At 61.3% G+C, this 18,555-nt stretch carries 20 protein-coding genes and 1 pseudogene; 17 read left to right on the top strand and 4 right to left on the bottom strand.

Annotated elements, in window-relative coordinates; translation table 11 throughout:
- Window positions 1-12 precede the first annotated feature (12 nt).
- From napG to ACTG2B_RS14555, 14 genes are all read left to right on the top strand, one after another.
- Window positions 13-750, top strand: a complete 738-nt coding sequence (gene napG / locus ACTG2B_RS14620) for a ferredoxin-type protein NapG (protein WP_206901460.1) — start codon at window positions 13-15, stop codon at window positions 748-750.
- On the top strand, window positions 747-1,622 hold the full coding sequence (gene napH / locus ACTG2B_RS14615) for a quinol dehydrogenase ferredoxin subunit NapH (protein ID WP_439996215.1): 876 nt from the start codon (window positions 747-749) through the stop codon (window positions 1,620-1,622). The genes napG and napH overlap by 4 nt, the downstream gene beginning before the upstream one ends.
- On the top strand, window positions 1,622-2,077 hold the full coding sequence (locus ACTG2B_RS14610; protein WP_005334452.1) for a nitrate reductase cytochrome c-type subunit: 456 nt from the start codon (window positions 1,622-1,624) through the stop codon (window positions 2,075-2,077). Before napH ends, ACTG2B_RS14610 begins: the two co-directional genes overlap by 1 nt.
- 11 nt (window positions 2,078-2,088) lie before the next feature.
- Window positions 2,089-2,679 carry a cytochrome c3 family protein gene (locus ACTG2B_RS14605; protein WP_206901462.1) on the top strand — a complete coding sequence of 197 codons (591 nt, stop codon included), beginning with the start codon at window positions 2,089-2,091 and terminating at the stop codon, window positions 2,677-2,679.
- Window positions 2,680-2,921: 242 nt separating this feature from the next.
- Window positions 2,922-3,428, top strand: coding sequence for a molybdenum cofactor biosynthesis protein B (gene moaB / locus ACTG2B_RS14600; protein ID WP_005344126.1), 507 nt, complete (start codon window positions 2,922-2,924; stop codon window positions 3,426-3,428).
- 9 nt (window positions 3,429-3,437) lie between these two features.
- Window positions 3,438-3,962, top strand: a complete 525-nt coding sequence (moaC, locus tag ACTG2B_RS14595; protein WP_439996213.1) for a cyclic pyranopterin monophosphate synthase MoaC — start codon at window positions 3,438-3,440, stop codon at window positions 3,960-3,962.
- A complete protein-coding gene (gene moaD / locus ACTG2B_RS14590) occupies window positions 3,959-4,204 on the top strand; it encodes a molybdopterin synthase sulfur carrier subunit (RefSeq protein WP_338771878.1) in 246 nt (81 codons plus the stop codon). The genes moaC and moaD overlap by 4 nt, the downstream gene beginning before the upstream one ends.
- A gap of 2 nt (window positions 4,205-4,206) precedes the next feature.
- Complete coding sequence (moaE, locus tag ACTG2B_RS14585) at window positions 4,207-4,680, top strand: molybdopterin synthase catalytic subunit MoaE (protein WP_064340972.1); 474 nt, start codon at window positions 4,207-4,209, stop codon at window positions 4,678-4,680.
- Window positions 4,681-4,767: 87 nt separating this feature from the next.
- A complete protein-coding gene (gene modA / locus ACTG2B_RS14580) occupies window positions 4,768-5,496 on the top strand; it encodes a molybdate ABC transporter substrate-binding protein (protein ID WP_088869494.1) in 729 nt (242 codons plus the stop codon).
- A gap of 111 nt (window positions 5,497-5,607) precedes the next feature.
- On the top strand, window positions 5,608-6,288 hold the full coding sequence (modB, locus tag ACTG2B_RS14575; protein WP_005353447.1) for a molybdate ABC transporter permease subunit: 681 nt from the start codon (window positions 5,608-5,610) through the stop codon (window positions 6,286-6,288).
- Entirely contained in the window at window positions 6,285-7,385 is a 1,101-nt protein-coding gene (gene modC / locus ACTG2B_RS14570) for a molybdenum ABC transporter ATP-binding protein (RefSeq protein ID WP_162519458.1), read from the top strand. The genes modB and modC overlap by 4 nt, the downstream gene beginning before the upstream one ends.
- A 91-nt stretch (window positions 7,386-7,476) precedes the next feature.
- Window positions 7,477-8,253: an alpha/beta fold hydrolase gene (locus ACTG2B_RS14565; protein WP_162519457.1), complete on the top strand. Its 777-nt coding sequence runs from the start codon at window positions 7,477-7,479 to the stop codon at window positions 8,251-8,253.
- 105 nt (window positions 8,254-8,358) lie between these two features.
- Complete coding sequence (gene parM, locus ACTG2B_RS14560; protein WP_103252105.1) at window positions 8,359-9,402, top strand: plasmid segregation protein ParM domain-containing protein; 1,044 nt, start codon at window positions 8,359-8,361, stop codon at window positions 9,400-9,402.
- The gene (locus ACTG2B_RS14555; RefSeq protein WP_439996210.1) at window positions 9,395-10,153 is read left to right on the top strand and encodes a hypothetical protein; all 759 of its coding nucleotides are present in this window, start codon (window positions 9,395-9,397) and stop codon (window positions 10,151-10,153) included. Before parM ends, ACTG2B_RS14555 begins: the two co-directional genes overlap by 8 nt.
- Window positions 10,154-10,225: 72 nt before the next feature.
- Here the strand turns inward: ACTG2B_RS14555 and moeB are convergent, their stop codons facing one another.
- Together moeB and moeA are read right to left on the bottom strand one after the other, a co-directional pair.
- Window positions 10,226-10,981, bottom strand: coding sequence for a molybdopterin-synthase adenylyltransferase MoeB (gene moeB, locus ACTG2B_RS14550; protein ID WP_439996208.1), 756 nt, complete (start codon window positions 10,979-10,981; stop codon window positions 10,226-10,228).
- Window positions 10,978-12,204 (bottom strand): molybdopterin molybdotransferase MoeA, encoded by a 1,227-nt coding sequence (gene moeA, locus ACTG2B_RS14545; protein ID WP_439996944.1) that lies wholly within the window; start codon window positions 12,202-12,204, stop codon window positions 10,978-10,980. Before moeA ends, moeB begins: the two co-directional genes overlap by 4 nt.
- 309 nt (window positions 12,205-12,513) lie before the next feature.
- Here moeA and folE point away from each other — a divergent pair, with 309 nt between their 5' ends.
- Window positions 12,514-13,170 (top strand): GTP cyclohydrolase I FolE, encoded by a 657-nt coding sequence (gene folE / locus ACTG2B_RS14540; protein ID WP_439996206.1) that lies wholly within the window; start codon window positions 12,514-12,516, stop codon window positions 13,168-13,170.
- Between the two features lie 411 nt (window positions 13,171-13,581).
- Complete coding sequence (locus ACTG2B_RS14535; protein WP_439996204.1) at window positions 13,582-15,237, top strand: methyl-accepting chemotaxis protein; 1,656 nt, start codon at window positions 13,582-13,584, stop codon at window positions 15,235-15,237.
- Window positions 15,238-15,308: 71 nt separating this feature from the next.
- Here ACTG2B_RS14535 and ACTG2B_RS14530 read toward each other — a convergent pair.
- A pseudogene (locus ACTG2B_RS14530) lies at window positions 15,309-17,043 on the bottom strand (formate--tetrahydrofolate ligase).
- Between the two features lie 67 nt (window positions 17,044-17,110).
- On the opposite strand from ACTG2B_RS14530, the gene ACTG2B_RS14525 reads away from it, so the two are divergent.
- Window positions 17,111-17,539 carry a hypothetical protein gene (locus ACTG2B_RS14525; RefSeq protein WP_439996202.1) on the top strand — a complete coding sequence of 143 codons (429 nt, stop codon included), beginning with the start codon at window positions 17,111-17,113 and terminating at the stop codon, window positions 17,537-17,539.
- A gap of 42 nt (window positions 17,540-17,581) precedes the next feature.
- Here ACTG2B_RS14525 and ACTG2B_RS14520 read toward each other — a convergent pair whose 3' ends face one another.
- On the bottom strand, window positions 17,582-18,484 hold the full coding sequence (locus tag ACTG2B_RS14520) for a LysR family transcriptional regulator (protein ID WP_005361788.1): 903 nt from the start codon (window positions 18,482-18,484) through the stop codon (window positions 17,582-17,584).
- Window positions 18,485-18,555 lie beyond the last annotated feature (71 nt).

Below are 18,555 nucleotides of genomic sequence, written 5' to 3'. Positions count from 1 at the left end.
GGGGAGCGCGAGATGAGTCGTAGTCGTCGCCAGTTTCTGGCCGACATGGCCAAGGGGGCCTGCGGTGTGAGCCTGCTTGGCGTGGGGCTCGGCGGCATGGCACGCCAGCAGGCACAAGCCGTGCCTGCCCAGGCGCTGCGCCCGCCCGCGGCTCTCGATGAAACAGAGTTCCTCGGCGCCTGCGTGCGCTGCGGACTCTGCGTCGAGGCGTGCCCCTACGACACGCTCAAGTTGGCCCGGCTGTTTGACCCGGTGACCACTGGTACCCCCTATTTCAAGGCGCGTGCCGTGCCCTGCGAGATGTGTGATGACATCCCTTGCGTGGTGGCCTGTCCGAGCGGTGCGCTGGATCAGCAGATGACCGACATCGATCAGGCGCGGATGGGGGTGGCAGTGCTCATCGATCACGAGACCTGCCTCAACTATCTGGGTCTGCGCTGTGATGTCTGCTATCGGGTCTGTCCGCTGATTGACAAGGCGATCACTCTTGAGCTGCAGCATAACCAGCGTACCGGCAAGCACGCCATGTTCCTGCCCACGGTACACAGCGATGTCTGCACCGGCTGTGGCAAGTGCGAGCATGCCTGCGTGCTGGAGGAGGCCGCCATCAAGGTGGTGCCACGCCAGCTTGCCAAAGGTGAGCTGGGTCATCACTACCGGCTCGGCTGGGAAGAGAAGGCCAAGGCGGGGAACAAGTCGCTCATCGGCGACAGGCTCACCCTGCCCACCCGCAAACCGGAGGGGTTATGAGTCGTTATCCGGGGGAAGAGGCTCGCATCAAGCTGGGGTGGTGGCGTTCCCACCGCTTCCTGTTGCTGCGTCGGCTGAGTCAGTTGAGCGTGCTCGGGCTGTTTTTGCTGGGGCCGCTGGCGGGTATCTGGATCCTCAAGGGCAACCTCTCCAGCTCGCTGTTGCTGGAGACTATGCCGCTGACCGATCCGCTGACCCTGTTGCAGTCGCTGGCAGCGGGCCACTGGCCCATCACCACCCTCTGGCTGGGGGCTGCCATTGTGCTGGCCGGTTACTGGCTGGTGGGGGGGCGGGTGTTCTGCTCCTGGGTCTGTCCGGTCAACCTCATCACAGATGCGGCGGCCTGGCTCAGGGGGCGCCTTGGCCTCAAGGGCAATGGCCAGTTCAGCCGTGCGACCCGCTACTGGCTGCTGGCCATGGTGCTGGTGGTGCCAGCGGTGGTCGGGGTGATGGCGTGGGAGTTGGCCAATCCGGTGTCGCTCGCCATGCGCGGTCTGCTGTTTGGCATGGGGGCGGGCTGGGCCCTGCTGGTGGCGCTGTTCCTGTTCGATCTTTTCGTGGTTGAGCGGGGCTGGTGCGGTCATCTTTGTCCGGTGGGGGCCTTCTATGCCCTGGTCAACCGGGTCGGATTTATCAAGATTTCTGCCAAGGGGCGCGAGCGGTGCAACAACTGCATGGATTGTTATGCGGTCTGCCCGGAGCGTCCCATCCTGCGCGGGCCTGTTCACGGTGCCAAGCGCGGTCACGGGCCCTTGATTGCGGCTCAGGAGTGTACCAACTGTGGCCGCTGCATCGATGTCTGCGCGGAACAAGTTTTTGAAATCACTGTAGGTTTTGCCGTCAAGGCAGAAAAAACGTCGGAGAACAAATAATGAAAAAGCTGATTGGAGCAATGCTGGCCTGCCTGATGGCGGGATCCTTGATGGCAGCGGCCCCCGAGATCACCAACAGTACCGGTGGCCTCAAGTCCGAGCGTGGCGCCACCGATCTGGTGACCGATGCCACCGCCGCGCCCCTGAAAAACTTCCGCAAGGATGGTGCGCCCTACGATCGCCAGTACATGCATCAGCCGCCGCTGATCCCCCACGACATTCGCAACTACGAGGTGGATACCAAGGTCAACAAGTGCCTGGCTTGCCACAGCTTCAAGAATGCCAGTGCCATGAAGGCTCCCAAGATCAGTCCGACTCACTTCGAGACCCGCGATGGCCTGACCCTGGGTGAAGTGTCGCCGCGTCGCTACTTCTGCCTGCAGTGCCATGTGCCGCAAGCGGATGCCAAGCCGCTGGTGGAAAATACCTTTAAACCGGTTGAAGCGCTGAACTGAGGAATCCATAGATGAAATTACCCGGCTTTATCCAGCGTCTGTGGACCACCTTCAAGTCACCGTCGAAGGCGGCTCTCTGGGTCATCCTGCTGATGGGCTTCTTCGGTGGCGTGATTTTCTGGGGTGGTTTCAACACCGCCATGGAAGCATCCAACACCGAAGCCTTCTGCACCAGCTGTCACGAGATGAAGGACAACGTGTTCGAGGAGTACCGCGACACCATCCACTACTCCAACCGCTCCGGTGTGCGCGCCAGCTGCCCTGATTGCCACGTACCGCACGAGTGGACCTACAAGATCATCCGCAAGGTGCAGGCTTCCAAGGAGCTGTGGGGCATGATCACCGGCAAGGTGGATACCCGTGAGAAGTTCGAGTCGCACCGGCGCGAGATGGCGGAGCGGGAGTGGCAGCGGATGAAAGAGACTGATTCGCGCGAGTGCCGCAACTGCCACAACTTCGAGTACATGGACTTCTCCCTGCAGGGGCAGCGTGCCGCCAAGATGCACTCTACCAATCTGGCCAGTGGTGAAAGTACCTGCATCGACTGTCACAAGGGGATAGCTCACCAGCTGCCCGACATGACCGGGGTGAAAGGGTTCTGATCCTGCGACGACAGGCCGGGTTTCCCCGGCCTGCGTTTTGTTCATATATGGGACAAGCATCAGATTTGTGTGTCTTTTAAATCCCATATCTCGTGAAACCTTTGATAGAATCAGCCCGCCGTCACACGCTTGAGCAAGTTGGTCACCCCTGTCTGCGTCCGTTTTTGCGCTCTGACAGCTGGCCTTTCATACCCCTTCTCTTCCTGCCTCGTTGACGGCCCATAGCCACAAGGAGCTGCCCGATGGGACAGAAACACAACGCATTTATTCCCCTCAAGATCGCCGTGCTGACGGTCTCCGACAGCCGCACCGCCGCCGATGACAGCTCGGGCGACTATCTTGTCTCGGCCCTTACCGACGCGGGCCATCAGCTGGCCGATCGGGCACTCTGCCCGGACAACCTGTTTCGCATCCGCGCGCGGGTGAGCGAGTGGATCGCCGATGAGGGGGTGCAGGTGGTACTGATTAACGGCGGTACCGGCTTCAATGAACAGAACCGGGTACCGGAAGCGGTCGGTGTGCTGTTCGAACGCACCGTACAGGGTTTTGGCGAGATGTTCCGTCAACTCTCTTTTGCCGAGATTAAAGGCTCCGCCATGCAGAGCCGTGCGCTGGCGGGACTCGCCAATCGCACCCTGATCTGCTGTCTGCCGGGCTCCACCGGCGCCTGTCAGCTGGGTTGGGAGCAACTGATCCGCGATCAGCTCGATGCCCGCACCAAGCCGTGCAACTTTGTCTCCCACCTCTGAGAGCAAGTGATGAACCAGACCGATACCAAGCAGACCCAGCCCAATCTGACGCATCTGAACCAGAGCGGCGAAGCCCATATGGTGGATGTGACCGACAAGCAGGTAACCGAGCGTGAAGCCTGTGCCGAGGCGTTTGTTGCCATGGCCCCCGAGACCCTGGCGCTGATCCTGAGCGGCCAGCATCACAAGGGTGACGTGTTCGCCACCGCCCGCATCGCCGGCATCATGGCCGCCAAGAAGACCTCTGATCTGATCCCACTCTGCCATCCGCTGGCCTTGACCAAAGTCGAGGTGGAGATTGTGCCGCTGGCCGAGCAGAATCGGGTGCATATCCGCACCCTCTGCAAGCTCTCCGGCAAGACCGGGGTGGAGATGGAGGCGCTGACGGCCGCGTCGGTAGCGGCGCTGACCATCTACGACATGTGCAAGGCGGTACAAAAGGACATGGTGATCGAACAGGTGCGGCTGGTAGAGAAAAAGGGCGGCAAGTCCGGCCATTTTCAGCTGGGGTCAAATAGCGGGGGGCAAGCATGATCAAGGTACTGTTTTTTGCGCAAGTAAGAGAGCTGGTGGCCTGCGATGAGCTGAGCCTGCCGTGCGACTACGCCACCGCCGAACAACTGCGCGCGGCGCTCTGTGAGCGCGGCGACAAGTGGGCACTCGCCCTCGAGTCGGGCAAACTGCTAGTGGCGGTCAACCAGACCCTGGTGCCCCTCGATACCTCCATCAATGATGGCGATGAGGTGGCCTTCTTCCCGCCGGTGACCGGAGGTTAAGGATGAGCGAGGCAACCATGACCGATCGCATTCTGGTCCAGCGGGAGGATTTCTCGCTGGCGGACGAATATGCCCGCCTCGCCACCCGCCCCGACAGTGGCGCTATCGTCACCTTCGTTGGCAAGGTTCGCGACTTCAATCAGGGGGAGGAGGTGAAGGGGCTGGCCCTCGAGCACTACCCCGGTATGACCGAGAAGGCGCTGGCCGATATCGTGCAGGAGGCCCGCCGCCGCTGGCCGCTGCAGGAGTGTACCCTCATTCATCGTATCGGCGAGCTGTGGCTTGGCGATCAGATCGTGCTGGTGGCGGTGAGCAGTGCCCACCGCGACGCCGCCTTTGACGCCTGTCACTTCATCATGGATTTCTTGAAAACCCGGGCGCCGTTCTGGAAAAAAGAGCTGACCGCCGAGGGTGTGCAACGCTGGGTCGAGGCCAAGGAGAGCGACAACGCCGCCGCTGCCCGCTGGCAAGCCTGACCTGTTCATCACGAGGGGCACAGGTTCAACGGGAACCACGGCCCCGCCAAGGGGCGCGGATGTGCGGGCCCCATCAGGAGAAAGGGAATGAAACCGCTGTTATCTGTTGTCATCGCCGGCGTCTGCGCCGCCACCTTGCATACCGGTGCCGTGCAGGCCGATGAAGTAAAAGTGGCCGTGGCGGCCAACTTCAAGGGCACCATAGAGCGTATCGGCAAGGAGTTCACCGCCAAGACCGGCCACACTCTGGCCATCTCGTCTGCCGCCACCGGCGTGCTCTACACCCAGATCAGTCACGGCGCACCGTTCGATCTCTTCCTCTCCGCCGATGCGGCGACCCCCGAGAAGCTGGAAAAAGAGGGCATGGGGAGCGATCGCTTCACCTACGCCATCGGCCAGCTGGGGTTGTGGAAGAAGGGGGGGCCGGCCCCTGACGAGGCGACCCTGCGTAGCTGGAAAGGCAACCTTGCCATCGCCAATGCCCGCACTGCTCCCTATGGTGCTGCCGCCATGGCGACCCTCACCCATCTCAAGATCGATCCCAAGCAGTACCGGTTGCTGACCGGCGCCAACATCGGCCAGACCTGGCAATTTGTCGACACCGGCAATGCCGAGCTGGGCTTTGTCGCCTGGGCCAATCTGGTTGAGGCGGGCAAGACTGGTGAAGCCTGGGCAGTGCCAGCGAGCTTCTATCCTCCCATCGAGCAGCAGGGGCTGGTATTGAAGAAAGGTGCCGCGGTCGAGGCGCTGGTCGCCTGGCTCAAGGGGCCGGGTCAGGCGCAGATCAAGGCAGCGGGTTATGCCTTGCCCCAATAAGGGGATGGGCCTGATGCGATACCCTGAGTGGTCGGCCTTCGGGTCGGCCACTCTTTGCAATAAGGATGGATACCATGCCGTTGGGGGCATTTATCAACCGGGAGGTCGGCAATGAGTGAAGGGGATCTGCTGGCGGTCTGGCTCACCCTGAAGCTTGCAGCCAGTACCACAGCGATTTTGCTGTTGCTGGCTCCGCCGCTGGCCTGGTGGCTGTCGCGCAGTCAGAACCGGCTGCGGCCGCTGGTGGAGGCGCTGGTGGCGCTGCCGTTGGTGCTGCCCCCCACAGTGCTGGGGTTTTATCTGCTGCTCGCCTTCTCCCCCGAATATGGCTTCGGCGCCTGGTGGCGCGACACCTTTGGCGCCCCGCTCGCTTTCAGCTTTCTCGGCCTGCTGTTTGCCTCCATCCTCTATTCGCTGCCGTTTGTGGTGCAGCCGCTCACCTCCGCCTTCGTCAACATGGGCAACAAGGAGCTGGAAGCTGCTGCGACCCTGGGGCTCGGCCCGCTGGAGCGCTTCTTCCACATCATCTTGCCGATGACCCTGCCCAGCTTCGTGATGGCGGCAGCGCTGGGCTTTGCCCACACCCTGGGGGAGTTTGGCGTGGTGCTGATGATTGGCGGCAATATTCCGGGCGAGACCCAGGTGCTCTCGATTGCCCTGTTTGATCATGTGGAGGCGATGGATTACCAGAACGCCCATATTCTGGCGGGCGGCCTGATGGCCTTCTCGCTGGTGATGCTGGTGCTGGTCTATGGTGTGTTGCAGCGCCGACAGCGGAGAGTGTTTGGATGAACCAGCCCGCTACTATGCCGCCAGTGAACGAGCCGCACCGCCATGCCTTGAACCTCGATGCCCGGCGCGAGTTTGGCTCCTTTACCCTCGATTGCGCACTGACCCTCGAGCTGGGGGGGATCCTCGGCCTGTTTGGCCCCTCGGGCTGTGGCAAGAGCACATTGCTGCGCATCATCGCCGGGCTCGATCGCCAAAGCGGGGATCGCTTATGGTGGCGCGATCGGGAGTATGCTCAACTTCTGCCCGAAGCGCGCCGGATCGGACTGGTGTTTCAGGACGCGCGCCTCTTCCCCCATCTGACGGTGCTCGGCAATCTGCAACTGGCGGCCCGCAAGGGGCGAGGGCGCTGGCAGCCCGAGGCGCTGGCGGCGCGACTCGGTTTTGCCGATCTGCTGGGGCAGCCTGCCCATGCCCTCTCTGGCGGTCAACGCCAGCGGGTAGCGCTGGGGCGGGCGCTGCTGGCCGAGCCTGATCTGCTGCTGCTCGATGAGCCTTTGTCTGCGCTCGATCGGCGCAGCCGCATCCATCAGGCCCATGTGCTAAAGGGCTTGCAGCAGGAGAGCGGCATCCCGATGATCTTCGTCAGCCACGCCATGGAGGAGGTGAGCCTGCTCTGCGATCAGCTGGTGCTGCTGGAAGGTGGCAGGGTGGAGGCGCAAGGTAGGCCGAGCGAGATTTTCGCCCGAACCGATCTCTCGCTTGCCAGCCGTGACGATGCAGGGGTGATGCTGGCGGCGACCCTCTCTCACTACGATGAAGAGGAGCAGATGGCGACCCTGCAGCTTGGTGAGCAGCAACTGCGGGTCACCATGACCCATGTGCCGGATGAGAGCGGCCCTTTGCAGATCAAGGTGGCGGGGCGCGATGTGGTGATTGCCACAGCACCTATCGAGCACTCCAGTCTCTCCAACTGTCTCGTCACCCGTCTGCTGGCGGTGCGCGAGGTGCGCCCCGGCCAGACCCTGTTGCAGTTGGCGCTGGGTGAGCAGATACTGCTGGCCCGGATCACCAGCCGCTCCGCCAGGCGGCTGGCGCTGGCGCCGGAGCAGCAGATCTACGCTTATATCAAGGCGGTGAGTCTGGTCAGCGAAGGCTGATTGGGCGCCGTGCTGATAACGTGGCAGGATGGCCACGGGCAACATAACAACAAGAGATGGTTCAGGTGATGAGTCGAGAGGCAATACACTGATGCGCCGCAATCAGGTGATGAAATTCAACGGTCTTGCCCTGCGCAGTGCGGGGGAGGGGCCCTTGCTGTTGCTGCTGCATGGGCTGGGCTCCTCCAGCCTCGACTGGCAGGCGCAGATCGAACGGTTTTCCGAGCACTACCGGGTGGTGGCGCTGGACTTGCGCGGCCACGGCCAGAGCATGCAGGAGGGGCCGTTCGATGTGGCGACCCTGGCAGCCGATGTGGTGAACTGGCTCGATGCACAGCCAGAACCCGCCTGGGTGGTGGGATTGTCGCTGGGGGCCATGGTCGCGCTGGAGCTGGCGCTGCAACTGCCCCACAAGGTGCAGGGGCTAGTGCTGGTCAACGGTTTTAGTGAGTTTCTGCTGGAGACCCCCAAAGAGCAGGAGCGTTACGCCCAGCGCCTCAAGTGGCTGCGCTGGTTTGGCATGCGCCCCCTCGCCTGGTGGCTGGGACGCGAGCTCTTCCCGGGCCCGGATCTGGCGCAGGTGCGCCACACCTTCCGGCTGCGTTTCGTGCGCAATAAAAAGAAAACCTACAAGGCGCTGCTGGAGGCGTTACCCGGCTGGTCGGTACGTGCCCGGCTCGGCGCCATCTGGCAGCCGGTGGCCATCATCTCCACCAGTCACGACTACCTGCCGCTGGCCAAACGGGTAGAGCAGTTTGCCGCCTTGCCCAACGCCACCATCCACACCCCCAACGGCCACCACGTCTGGCCTGCGGAAGATCCTTCCGGATTTAATCATTTGCTTCACCGGATTTTAGAAACCCATTAAACTTGTCGCCCTTTTACCCCGTGTATGTATTGGTTCGATCGCCTTGCCAAAGGCATAAGGCAAGGCAATCGGACCCATTTCTGATCTATTAACAGGTGTTTCCTCATGTCTGAAGTAATGAAAATGGCCATCGATGATGGCTCGACCAACGTCAAGGTGAGCTGGATTGAGAACAAGGTGCTCAAGACCATCATCTCTCCCAACTCCTTTCGCAAGGACTGGAAGAGCGCCGCATTGCGTAAAGACAAGAAGATCTACAACTACGAGATAGGCAACACCAAGTACACCTACGACGCGACTTCCGACAAGTCTCTGGCCACCACTCATGTGGAGTACCAGTATGACGATCTCAACTTACTCTCCGTGCATCATGCCCTGTTGCAGACCGGTGTGACGCCGTGCGATGTCGCCATTACCGTGACCCTGCCCATCACCGAGTTTTACAACCCGGACGATTGCCAGCGCAACGAAGAGAAGATCGAGAAGAAACGTCGCAACCTGATGCGTCCAATCACCCTTAACAAGGGCGAGCTGTTCAATATCGTCAGTGTCGAAGTGATGCCGGAGAGTCTGCCTGCTGCGCTCTCCCGTCTGATTGGTTCAGGCTGCAACGAGTTCACCAAGACTCTGGTGATCGACTGTGGCGGCACCACTCTGGATATGGGGATCATCGTCGGTGAGTTTGATGATGTCTCCGATGTCTACGGTAACAACGAGATCGGTGTCTCCATGGTGACCGACGCTACCCGCAAGGCGCTGGCCGCAGCAGACAGCGACTCCAGCTATCTGGTGGCCAACGAATTTATCAAGCGTCGTCACGACATGAGCTTTGTACGCGATGTGGTCAACGATGAGAGCCAGATCCCCAAGATCCTCGAGAAGATGCAAAACAAGATCGACGAGCTGGGCACTCAGGTTGCGCATGAAGCGAAGAAGTTCGCCAAGAACCCGAACCGTGTCTATCTGGTCGGTGGCGGCGCATCTCTGATTTATGATGCGATCAAGGCGGCCTATCCCACCCTGGGTGACCGTGTCGAGCTGCTGGACGATGCCCAGTCCGCGCTGGCTCGTGAAATCTGCCTCTACACCACGGAAGAGGATGAAGTCTATCGCGAAGCGCCTGTGATGGCCGAGGTTGACGATGAGTAGTCAACTCAAGCGCATGACCTTCTCCATCTACATGGATCCGGGGGCGCTGGAGTCTGATCGCTATGCGGTCGGGGTATTGCAGAACTGGTATCAACGGGCGCGAAAGATCCAGGATGGCACCGAGGAGTTTGACTTCTCCAAGAGCCGTTTCCACAAGGATATCTACCTCTCCGGCATGTTCATGTACGTGCTGGCGCCCAACCTCTGCAAAGCGATTGCCAATGCGCTGGGGCCGGAGCAGGTGAGCATGACGACCCTGCGTCATGCCTTTGCCAGCTGTGGTTTCAATCTGGGTGAGGTCGCTGGCGAGGCGCAGCCTGCCGCAGATGTGATGATCAACGAGATAGTGGCCAGACTGGCCCCACAGCTGGGACAGAGTGATACCACTTCACTGGTGGACGAGATTGTCAGCCGGCTCGGCGAGCAGCAACCCAGCGAGATGTGGGATGAACTAGGGCAAGGACTGCCTGCCGCACTGGATCATGACCAGCTGGCCGAAGCCATCGCTGGCAAGCTGCCATCAGCAGGGGCCGAGCAGGATCTGGCTCCCCTTGCCACCAGTATCCAGCTGATCTCTCGCCAACTGGAAGAGCAATCCCGGCTGATCCGCGAGCAGCACAGATTGATCCAGCGACTGGCCAGTGCCCCTGCTCGACAGAGTGTTGTCGGCACAGAGGCAGAACCTTTGATCGAGGATCTCTCCAGTCAGGTGGCCAGTATGAAAAAGGTCAAAGCCAAGGGGATCTTCTGATCCCCGATACCGTTGCTAAATCGGAATACAAAAGCCGAACCACAGAGTTCGGCTTTTTTGATCCCGTTTGCGTCAAGGGTGGGAGCAGACCGGGCAGTCGGGGCGCTTGGGCAGCTTCATCTCGCGAAAGGTGCCGCTCAGGCCGTCGATCATCAGCAGGCGGCCGTTGTAGTTCTTGCCCATGCCGGCCAGTAGCTTGATGGCTTCGAGCGCTTGCAGGCTGCCCACCAGACCCACCACGGGGGCGAGCACTCCCGCCTCGACGCAGGTGAGGGCCTGCTCGCCGAACAGGGCGCTGAGGCAGGCGTAGCAGGGCTCATCTTCCTGCCAGGTGAAGCTGCAGAGCTGCCCCTCCAGCCGGATTGCGGCGCCACTGACCAGCGGCACCTTGTGCTGGCGTGCCTTTTGATTCAGCAGGTTGCGAATGGCCAGGTTGTCGGTGCAATCGAGCACCAACTGATGTCGGGGCAGCAGGGTATCGAGCAGCGCCTCATCGGCCATGGCTGCGTGGGTCTCCACCTTGAGCCAGGGATTGAGGGCACGCAGCGACTGCGCTGCTGAGTCCACCTTGTAGTGACCGATGCGCTCATCGTTGTGTAGCACCTGACGCTGCAGGTTGGAGAGCTCCACCTTGTCGAAATCGACCAGGGTGAGTTGGCCAACCCCGGCCACCGCCAGATACTGGCTGGCGGCGCAGCCAAGGCCACCGGCACCGATCACCAGCACACGGGCCTGTTTGAGCGCCTCCTGCCCCTCGAAATCGAAGGATTTGAGGATGATCTGGCGGTTGTAGCGCAGCAGTTCGGCGTCGCTCAGGATCTCGCTCACAGCAGCAATCCCCCGAATGGCTCCACGGTCACTGTCTCGCCCGCGGCGACGCGGCCCTGTTCCCGTTCAAGAACGATGTAGCAGTTGGCTCGCGACAGGGAGCTGAACACGGCGGAGTCTTGCGAGCCGGTGCTGCGCACCTCGAGGCCGTTTGGCCCCTGACTCAGGATGCCGCGCTGGAAGTCGAGTCGGCCCGGGCTCTTTTTGAGTGGCTCGGCCGCAATGGCTTGCAGCTGGAGCGGGCGCTCGAAGTGCTGACCTGCCAGCTTGGCCAGCGCCGGTTGCACCAGCTGATCGAAGGTGACCATGGCGGAGACGGGGTTGCCCGGCAGGCCGAAGAACCAGGCGCGGGGCAGACGGCCAAAGGCAAACGGCTTGCCCGGCTTGATGGCCAGCTTCCAGAAGCCAATCTCGCCGAGCTCGTCCAGCAGCTGTTTGGTGAAGTCCGCTTCCCCCACCGAGACGCCGCCGGTAGTGATGAGCACATCGGCCTCTTCATCGGCGCGGATAAAGGCGGCGCGTAGCTGGGCGGGATCGTCGGGGATGATGCCAAGGTCGAGGCAGTCGCAGCCCATGCGCGCCAGCATGGCCCGTACGCCATAGCGGTTGGAGTCATAGATATCGCCGTGGGCGAGCGGGGTACCAACCGGTTTGAGCTCGTCGCCGGTGCTGAAGATGGCCACTTTCAGCGGGCGACGCACCGTGACGGTAGCCACGCCGAGGGAGGCCAGCAGTGGCATTTCGCGCGGGGTGAGGCGAGTACCGGCTGGCAGCACGCAGGCGCCCTTGCCGATATCGCTGCCGGCGCGGCGGATATTCTGGCCCGGTTCGGGTTGTGCCAGAAAAGTGATCCGATCGCCGTCGGCCTGCGTTTCTTCCTGCATCACCACCGCATCTGTGCCTGCGGGAACCGGGGCGCCGGTCATGATCCGCACGCAGTGGCCGGCGGGCCACTCGCCCTGATAGGGCTGACCGGCAAACGCCTTGCCCGCCATGATGAGCGGGGTGCCGCTGGCGAGATCCGAAAGGCGCACGGCGTAACCGTCCATAGCGGAGTTGTCGAAGGGGGGCACGGCGAGGGGAGAGGCTATGTCGCTGGCAAGAACCCGGCCAAGGGCCTCTGGCAGGGGCTGCTGCTCGCTGTCGCAGCAGCAGGCGAGTTGTTCCAGCATCCCTTGCAGGGCATCGCTTAAGGGGAGTAGTCCGCTGGTATCAAATCCCATCGTCATGACCTCTTTCTATGATTGAAGGCGGGATTATCACAAAAATCCCCGGGTATGGGCAGGTTATCTCAAGGGAATCTCGGGGTAATCGGCGCCAAAACGGGGGTAGATGGCCATAAAGTATGAGGTGACGCACAAGTTGACTTGAATCTTGGCGGCAATGGCCGTTTACTATGCCGCCATAACAGATGGCCGTTACATCCCGAGTGGCGACCATTACAGCGATACCGTCGGCCCTGTACGCCGCCATAACATAAGGGGTTGCTCCTTGAGCAGCCCTCACAGTCCCTGAGCGTGGGAGAGAAGATAATGCCAACCTTAAGTCCGGAAGCCTTGCTGGTCAGGGCTGCCCTCGAAGCCCAGGGACTGGAAACCCCCCTGGTCACCAACGAGCTGAACAGCCAGCAGAAGCGGGAGAAGATCGAAGGCCATATGCGCGCCATCATGGAGACGCTGGGGCTGGATCTGACCGATGACAGTCTGGCCGAGACGCCGCATCGCATCGCCAAGATGTACGTCAACGAGATTTTCTCAGGCCTCGACTATTCCACCTTCCCCAAGGTGACGGTGATCGAGAACAAGATGCAGGTGGACGAGATGATCATGGTGCGGGACATCAGCCTCACCAGCACCTGCGAACACCACTTCGTCACCATCGACGGGCTGGCCCATGTGGCCTATATCCCTCGTGGCAAGGTAATTGGCCTGTCGAAGATCAACCGCATCGTGCAGTTCTTCGCCCGTCGTCCCCAGGTGCAGGAGAGACTAACCCAGCAGATCCTGCTGGCGCTGCAGACCCTGCTCGGTACCAAGGATGTGGCCATCAGCATCAAGGCGACCCACTACTGCGTCAAGGCGCGCGGAGTGATGGACTCCACCTCCTATACCACCACCACCTCCCTCGGCGGGGTGTTCAAGACCCAGCCCGATACCCGGGCCGAATTTCTGGGCGGCCTGCGCGGATAAGATGGCGGTTGTTTTGTAACCGCCACGCTGAATAAACGAGACGCCAGCAGCCATTGCTGGCGTTTTTCATTGGTTCCGGATGAGAGTGGCGGCCTGCAACGGCTTGGCCCGTGCGGCTTGCACTATGCAAACGTTATGTATTTTTTCGATTTATTCATCTGAGCGGTATATTTAATCGAGTACGATAAATCCCTCGTTTTCACCTTACAAAAAGTAACCGGACAGACTCTTTCCGAACCATCACAATCCGGTTACTCTAGCGCCCCCTCACGGCTCTCGCTGCCGCTCATGGAATTCAGAGATATTCATCAAGGTTGGATGGTGCGCCACTGAACAGGTGGCCAGATAGTTCATGCCAAGAGGGCGTGAACCGGACGAGTGCTACGAATTTAACGACCACCAGGATATCCCATGAATACCAGTACCATGACCATAGGCAAAAAACTCACCGCCGGCTTTGCCGTGCTCGGTTTGATGGTCGCCTTTATCGGCGGTTTTTCCCTTGTCCAGTTTGGCAACATGAATGATGTTGCCATCCGGTTTACCGACAGCATCTTGCCAGCGGTCAATCGCACCAGCGCGATCGGGGATTCTCTCGGTGAGTTGCGTCGTTATGAGCTGGGTTATTTCGTGGTGGCTGCCGAGCCGTTGAAAAGGGCTGAATATCGGAATATTGCCAGTCAACAGCTTAACTCGATCGCGCAGCAGCTGATTGCCCATGACAAGACGATCTGGCCTGAGGATGTGGCGGAGCGCCGTACCTTCGATACGGTGAAATCTGACTGGGATCGTTACGTCGCCCTGCACCAGCGAGTCAAACGGCTGCAAGACAGCGAGCAGCTTGCCGAAGCCCAACGCATCTTCCTTGAGGAGGGGGTTCCCCTTTACACCGCGCTGAGCAAGTCAGTGGCCTCCCTTATCCAGATTAACCATGGTTATGCGTCTGAATCCCGCAGCGACATTGTCGACTCTTATCAATCCGCCAATCTGAGTGTCACCATCGCGCTGGTGATCGGCCTGATCCTTGTGGTGGTGCTCTCCGTGGTACTGACCCGCCAAATTCGCGATCCGCTGATCATGCTGGCCCGTCAGGCCCAGCGTATTGCCAATGGCGATTTGGGTCAGGGTGAACTGCAGCAGTGGATCCGTGACAGCCGCTTCAACCGCGATGAACTGGGCCAGCTGGGTTCCGCCATCAACCGGATGCAGGGTTCCCTCTCCGATCTGGTGAGCGAGATCGCCGGCTCCGTGAGCCAACTCAGCAGCGCAGTGGAGGAGGTGAGCGCCATCTCCAGCCAGTCAGCCAGCGGCATGGCCATCCAGCAGAACGAAGTCTCCCAGGTGGCGACCGCCATGAACGAGATGCAGTCCACCGTCAATGAAGTGGCCCGCAACACTACGGATGCCATGAGCGCCGCCAAGGATGCCTCCCGCACCTCCGCTGCCGGCAGCGAAGTGGTACGCAGCTCCATTGCCAGCATTGAAGAGGTGTCGGTCAAGATTGAACAGGCGGGCACAGTGGTGCAGCAGCTGGAGGCCGACAGCGCCAACATCAGCGTGGTGCTGGATGTGATCCGCGATATCGCCGGTCAGACCAACCTGCTGGCCCTTAACGCGGCCATCGAAGCGGCCCGTGCCGGTGAGCAGGGTCGTGGTTTTGCGGTCGTTGCGGATGAAGTGCGTTCATTGGCCCAGCGGACCCAGGACTCCACCGCCGAGATCAGCAAGATGATCGAGCTCTTGCAGAGCCGCGCCGCCGAGGCGGGCAACGCCATGCAGCTGAGTCGTCACCAGATGCAGGAGAGTGTCGGTCTGGCACGGGATGCCGGTACCAGTATCGAGACCATCAACGGTGCCGTGGTGCGCATCACCGACATGAACACTCTGATCGCCACTGCCACCGAAGAGCAGAACGCGGTGACCGAAGAACTCAACCGCAGCATCGTCAACATTCACAATGCCGCTGACGAGAATGCCCAGGGCGCTCATCAGATCGCCCAGGCTTGCGTCGAGCTGAGCAAGCTGGCCAACACCCTGCACCATATGACCCAGCGCTTCACCCTCTAAGGGTTGATGCATGGATAACAGAAGGCCCCGCAATTGGCGGGGCCTTGTTGTTTCTGGCGTTGTGGAAGGGCTCAGCTCAGGCCGACTATCTCGCCGTTCTCATCGATCGATATCGATATGGCGATAGGCAGGCAAACTGCCCAGCCCCGGCATGGTCATGATGGGGCCCGCCAACGCATAGACGAACCCGGCACCGGCGCAGAGCTTCACCTCGTCGATGGGCACCTCGAAATCGGTCGGCACTCCCTTGAGGGCGGGGTCGTGGCTGATGGAGAGCGGCGTCTTGGCCACGCAGATGGGCAAGTGATCCCACCCTTCGGCGGAGAGTTGGGCCAGCTGCTGGCGCGCTCTGTCGGAGAGCTGCACTCCGCGGCCGCCGTAGCCGCACTCCACCAGGGTCGCCAGTTTGGCGTCGAGGCTCGCCTCGTCGGGGTAGAGTAGTTTCACCTTGCCGGGTTGCTCGCAGGCGGCCACCACGGCGCGGGCCAGCTCGCTGGCACCGGCACCACCCTGGGTGAAGGCGTTGGAGATGGCCGCGCCACAGGCACCGGCTTGCTGCGCTTCATGGGCCAGCAGCGCCAGTTCGGCCTCGCTGTCGGTGGGGAAGCGGTTGATGGCGACCACCACCGGCACCCCGTAGCGGCGGGCGTTCCGGATATGCCAGGCGAGGTTGGCGCAGCCCTGCTTGAGGGTCGGCAGATCTTCCTCTTGCAGGCTGGCTGGCAGCGGCTGGCCCGGGCGGATATCGAGCAGGCCGCTGTTGGCCTTGAGGCCGCGCACCGTGGCCACCAGCACCACGCAGGCGGGGGTAATACCGGATTGGCGGCTCTTGATGTTGAAGAACTTCTCCAGCCCCATGTCGGAGCCAAAACCTGCCTCGGTCACCACATAGTCGGTCAGGCCAAGGGCGATACGATCGGCGATCACCGAGGAGTTGCCGTGGGCGATGTTGGCAAAGGGGCCGGCGTGCACCAGCACCGGTGTCTGTTCGGTGGTCTGCATCAGGGTCGGTTGCAGCGCATCTTTGAGCAGCACCGTCATGGCGCCCGCCACTTCCAACTGTTCGGCGGTAATGGGCTCGCCGTGAATATCGCGGGCCAGCTGGATGCGGCCGATGCGCTGGCGCAGGTCTTTCAGATCGCTCGCCAGCGCCAGAATGGCCATCAGCTCGGAGGCGGCGGTGATGACGAAGCGATCGCTGCGCTCCACACCATCGGCAGCGCCCCCCTGTCCAATCGTGAGGTGGCGCAGTGCGCGGTCATTCATGTCGAGGGTGCGTGGCCAGAGGATGTTGTCGGCATCGATATCGAGCCGCGGCAGGCCGGTTTTGGCGGTGAACTCGGAACCCAGTTTCTGTTCGTGGAACAGGCGGGCATCGAGGGCTGCCGCCGCCAGATTGTGGGCTGCAGTCAGGGCGTGAAAATCGCCGGTGAGGTGGAGGTTCATCTCCTCCATCGGCACCACCTGGGCGTGGCCGCCACCAGCGGCCCCCCCCTTGACCCCGAATACCGGCCCGAGGCTCGGTTGGCGGATAGTGGCGATGCTGGGCTGGCCGATATGGTTGAGCCCCATGGAGAGGCCAAGGGTGGTCACCGTCTTCCCTTCACCGAGCGGGGTCGGGGTGATGGCGCTCACCAGTACCAGCTTGCCGCGCTGTATGTGTTGAGACGTGAGCAGGTCGAGGCTGAGTTTGCCTTTGTAGTGGCCATGAGGGCTGAGCAGGTGCTGGGGGATGGCGAGGCGTTCGGCCAGCGCGTGGATTGAGAGACGGGGGGACTGGCGGGAGATCTCGATATCGCTTAGCATCAGCACCTCGTTGGCATATCGGGGTAAAATATGCGGCGCAGTCTAGTGGAATATAACGGGTAATCCAATGACGAAAACGATTTTATTTGGTGGGGGTGAGGTTCGTCAGAATCCTGTTCGGTTGGATCTCAACGCACTCTATCATCCCCCCAAGCAGCCGATGACGGCGCTGGGGATTGTCAGCGCGCTGGTGCCGTTGTTCGGTTTCGGCTGGCAGGCGATGACCCAGGACCCCGAAACCCAGCTGTGCCACGAGATCCGCAAACGGGTCAACAAGCACAAGACCGACGAGGCAAACCTCATTTTGATCCTGCAGCTGGCCGCCATGTTTGACTGCCCCGAGATTGAAGTGGCGCTCCCCTATGCCCTCAGTGAGCAGCAGTTGTCGGTTGTCCGCACCCGACTGCCACGCTGGCAGTTGCACCCCGAGCAGGAGCGTCTGCTAGCCAAGCTCACCCCTGTTGCCGCATCCACCAACGCATCCGGCCAGCGTTAGGTTTCAAGCCGGACCAGCAGGCCGTACCCTCTGCTCTGGCAATCAGGTCGGCGCATCCCACTGTAGCGGGGCGAGATAGCGCTCCTGCACGAACTCGATAAAGCAGCGCACCTTGGCCGAGACGAAGCGGCGGTGCGGATAGACCGCATAAAGTCCCACATCTCCCTTGTCCCACTCTGGCAGCAGGCTGACCAACTGTCCTGACCGCAGCGCCTCCCCCACGATAAAGGTGGGCTGCAATATGATGCCCTGATCATCACAAGCGGCGCGGGTCAGCGCCACCCCGTTGTTGGCCCGCAGTGGCCCCTGTGGCCGGATGCTCTGCTGCTCGTTTCCCCGTTTGAAGTGCCACTCCGGCTGGGTCAGGGTGTAGATCAGACAGTCGTGCTGCTTGAGATCCTCGGGCTTTTCCGGTCTGCCCTTGCGTGCCAGATAGGCGGGGCTGGCGCAAAGCTCGACCCGAATGGTGGCCAGCTGGCGCGCCACCAGCGAGGAGTCGCTGAGGTGGCCGATCCGCAGCGCCAGATCGAACCCCTCTTCCACTAGCGCGACCCGCCGGTCGCTGTACTCGATATCGAGTTTGAGATCGGGAAAGCGCTGGCGAAACAGCGGCAGGGCGGGGGAGAGGTGCAGATAGCCAAAATCCATCGGCACCGAGAGCTTGAGGGTACCGTTGGGCTGCTGGTTGTGGTGGGTCAGCTGGCTGTGGGTATCTTCCAGCTCTGCCAGCAGGGCGAGGGAGCGCTGGTAGTAGAACTGCCCCGCCTCGGTGGGATTGACCTGACGGGTGGTGCGCGACAGCAGCCGGGTGGCGAGGGACTCCTCCAGCTGCTGCATCAGTTTGGAGGCCATGGCGACCGAGATGCCGAGCTGGTTGGCGGCCTTGGTAAAGCTCTGGCACTCCACCACCTTGATAAAGGTGCGCATGGCGGCGATCTGGTCCATTTTCCATCCTCAGTAAATAATGAATTTAATAAATCACTGATTATTCATCTTCAGAACGAGGTTAGCATTTT

The sequence above is a fragment of the Aeromonas sp. 30P genome (assembly GCF_051919805.1).
Taxonomy (GTDB): domain Bacteria; phylum Pseudomonadota; class Gammaproteobacteria; order Enterobacterales; family Aeromonadaceae; genus Aeromonas; species Aeromonas veronii.
This window is presented reverse-complemented; position numbering and strand designations above follow the sequence as displayed.

Excerpts from the sequence above, each read along its gene's own strand:
- napG (WP_206901460.1), top strand. The coding sequence starts at position 13 with ATGAGTCGTAGTCGTCGCCAGTTTCTGGCCGACATGGCCAAGGGGGCC.
- napH (WP_439996215.1), top strand. The coding sequence starts at position 747 with ATGAGTCGTTATCCGGGGGAAGAGGCTCGCATCAAGCTGGGGTGGTGG.
- ACTG2B_RS14610 (WP_005334452.1), top strand. The coding sequence starts at position 1,622 with ATGAAAAAGCTGATTGGAGCAATGCTGGCCTGCCTGATGGCGGGATCC.
- ACTG2B_RS14605 (WP_206901462.1), top strand. The coding sequence starts at position 2,089 with ATGAAATTACCCGGCTTTATCCAGCGTCTGTGGACCACCTTCAAGTCA.
- moaB (WP_005344126.1), top strand. The coding sequence starts at position 2,922 with ATGGGACAGAAACACAACGCATTTATTCCCCTCAAGATCGCCGTGCTG.
- moaC (WP_439996213.1), top strand. The coding sequence starts at position 3,438 with ATGAACCAGACCGATACCAAGCAGACCCAGCCCAATCTGACGCATCTG.
- moaD (WP_338771878.1), top strand. The coding sequence starts at position 3,959 with ATGATCAAGGTACTGTTTTTTGCGCAAGTAAGAGAGCTGGTGGCCTGC.
- moaE (WP_064340972.1), top strand. The coding sequence starts at position 4,207 with ATGAGCGAGGCAACCATGACCGATCGCATTCTGGTCCAGCGGGAGGAT.
- modA (WP_088869494.1), top strand. The coding sequence starts at position 4,768 with ATGAAACCGCTGTTATCTGTTGTCATCGCCGGCGTCTGCGCCGCCACC.
- modB (WP_005353447.1), top strand. The coding sequence starts at position 5,608 with ATGAGTGAAGGGGATCTGCTGGCGGTCTGGCTCACCCTGAAGCTTGCA.
- modC (WP_162519458.1), top strand. The coding sequence starts at position 6,285 with ATGAACCAGCCCGCTACTATGCCGCCAGTGAACGAGCCGCACCGCCAT.
- ACTG2B_RS14565 (WP_162519457.1), top strand. The coding sequence starts at position 7,477 with ATGCGCCGCAATCAGGTGATGAAATTCAACGGTCTTGCCCTGCGCAGT.
- parM (WP_103252105.1), top strand. The coding sequence starts at position 8,359 with ATGTCTGAAGTAATGAAAATGGCCATCGATGATGGCTCGACCAACGTC.
- ACTG2B_RS14555 (WP_439996210.1), top strand. The coding sequence starts at position 9,395 with ATGAGTAGTCAACTCAAGCGCATGACCTTCTCCATCTACATGGATCCG.
- moeA (WP_439996944.1), bottom strand. The coding sequence starts at position 12,204 with ATGGGATTTGATACCAGCGGACTACTCCCCTTAAGCGATGCCCTGCAA.
- folE (WP_439996206.1), top strand. The coding sequence starts at position 12,514 with ATGCCAACCTTAAGTCCGGAAGCCTTGCTGGTCAGGGCTGCCCTCGAA.
- ACTG2B_RS14535 (WP_439996204.1), top strand. The coding sequence starts at position 13,582 with ATGAATACCAGTACCATGACCATAGGCAAAAAACTCACCGCCGGCTTT.
- ACTG2B_RS14525 (WP_439996202.1), top strand. The coding sequence starts at position 17,111 with ATGACGAAAACGATTTTATTTGGTGGGGGTGAGGTTCGTCAGAATCCT.
- ACTG2B_RS14520 (WP_005361788.1), bottom strand. The coding sequence starts at position 18,484 with ATGGACCAGATCGCCGCCATGCGCACCTTTATCAAGGTGGTGGAGTGC.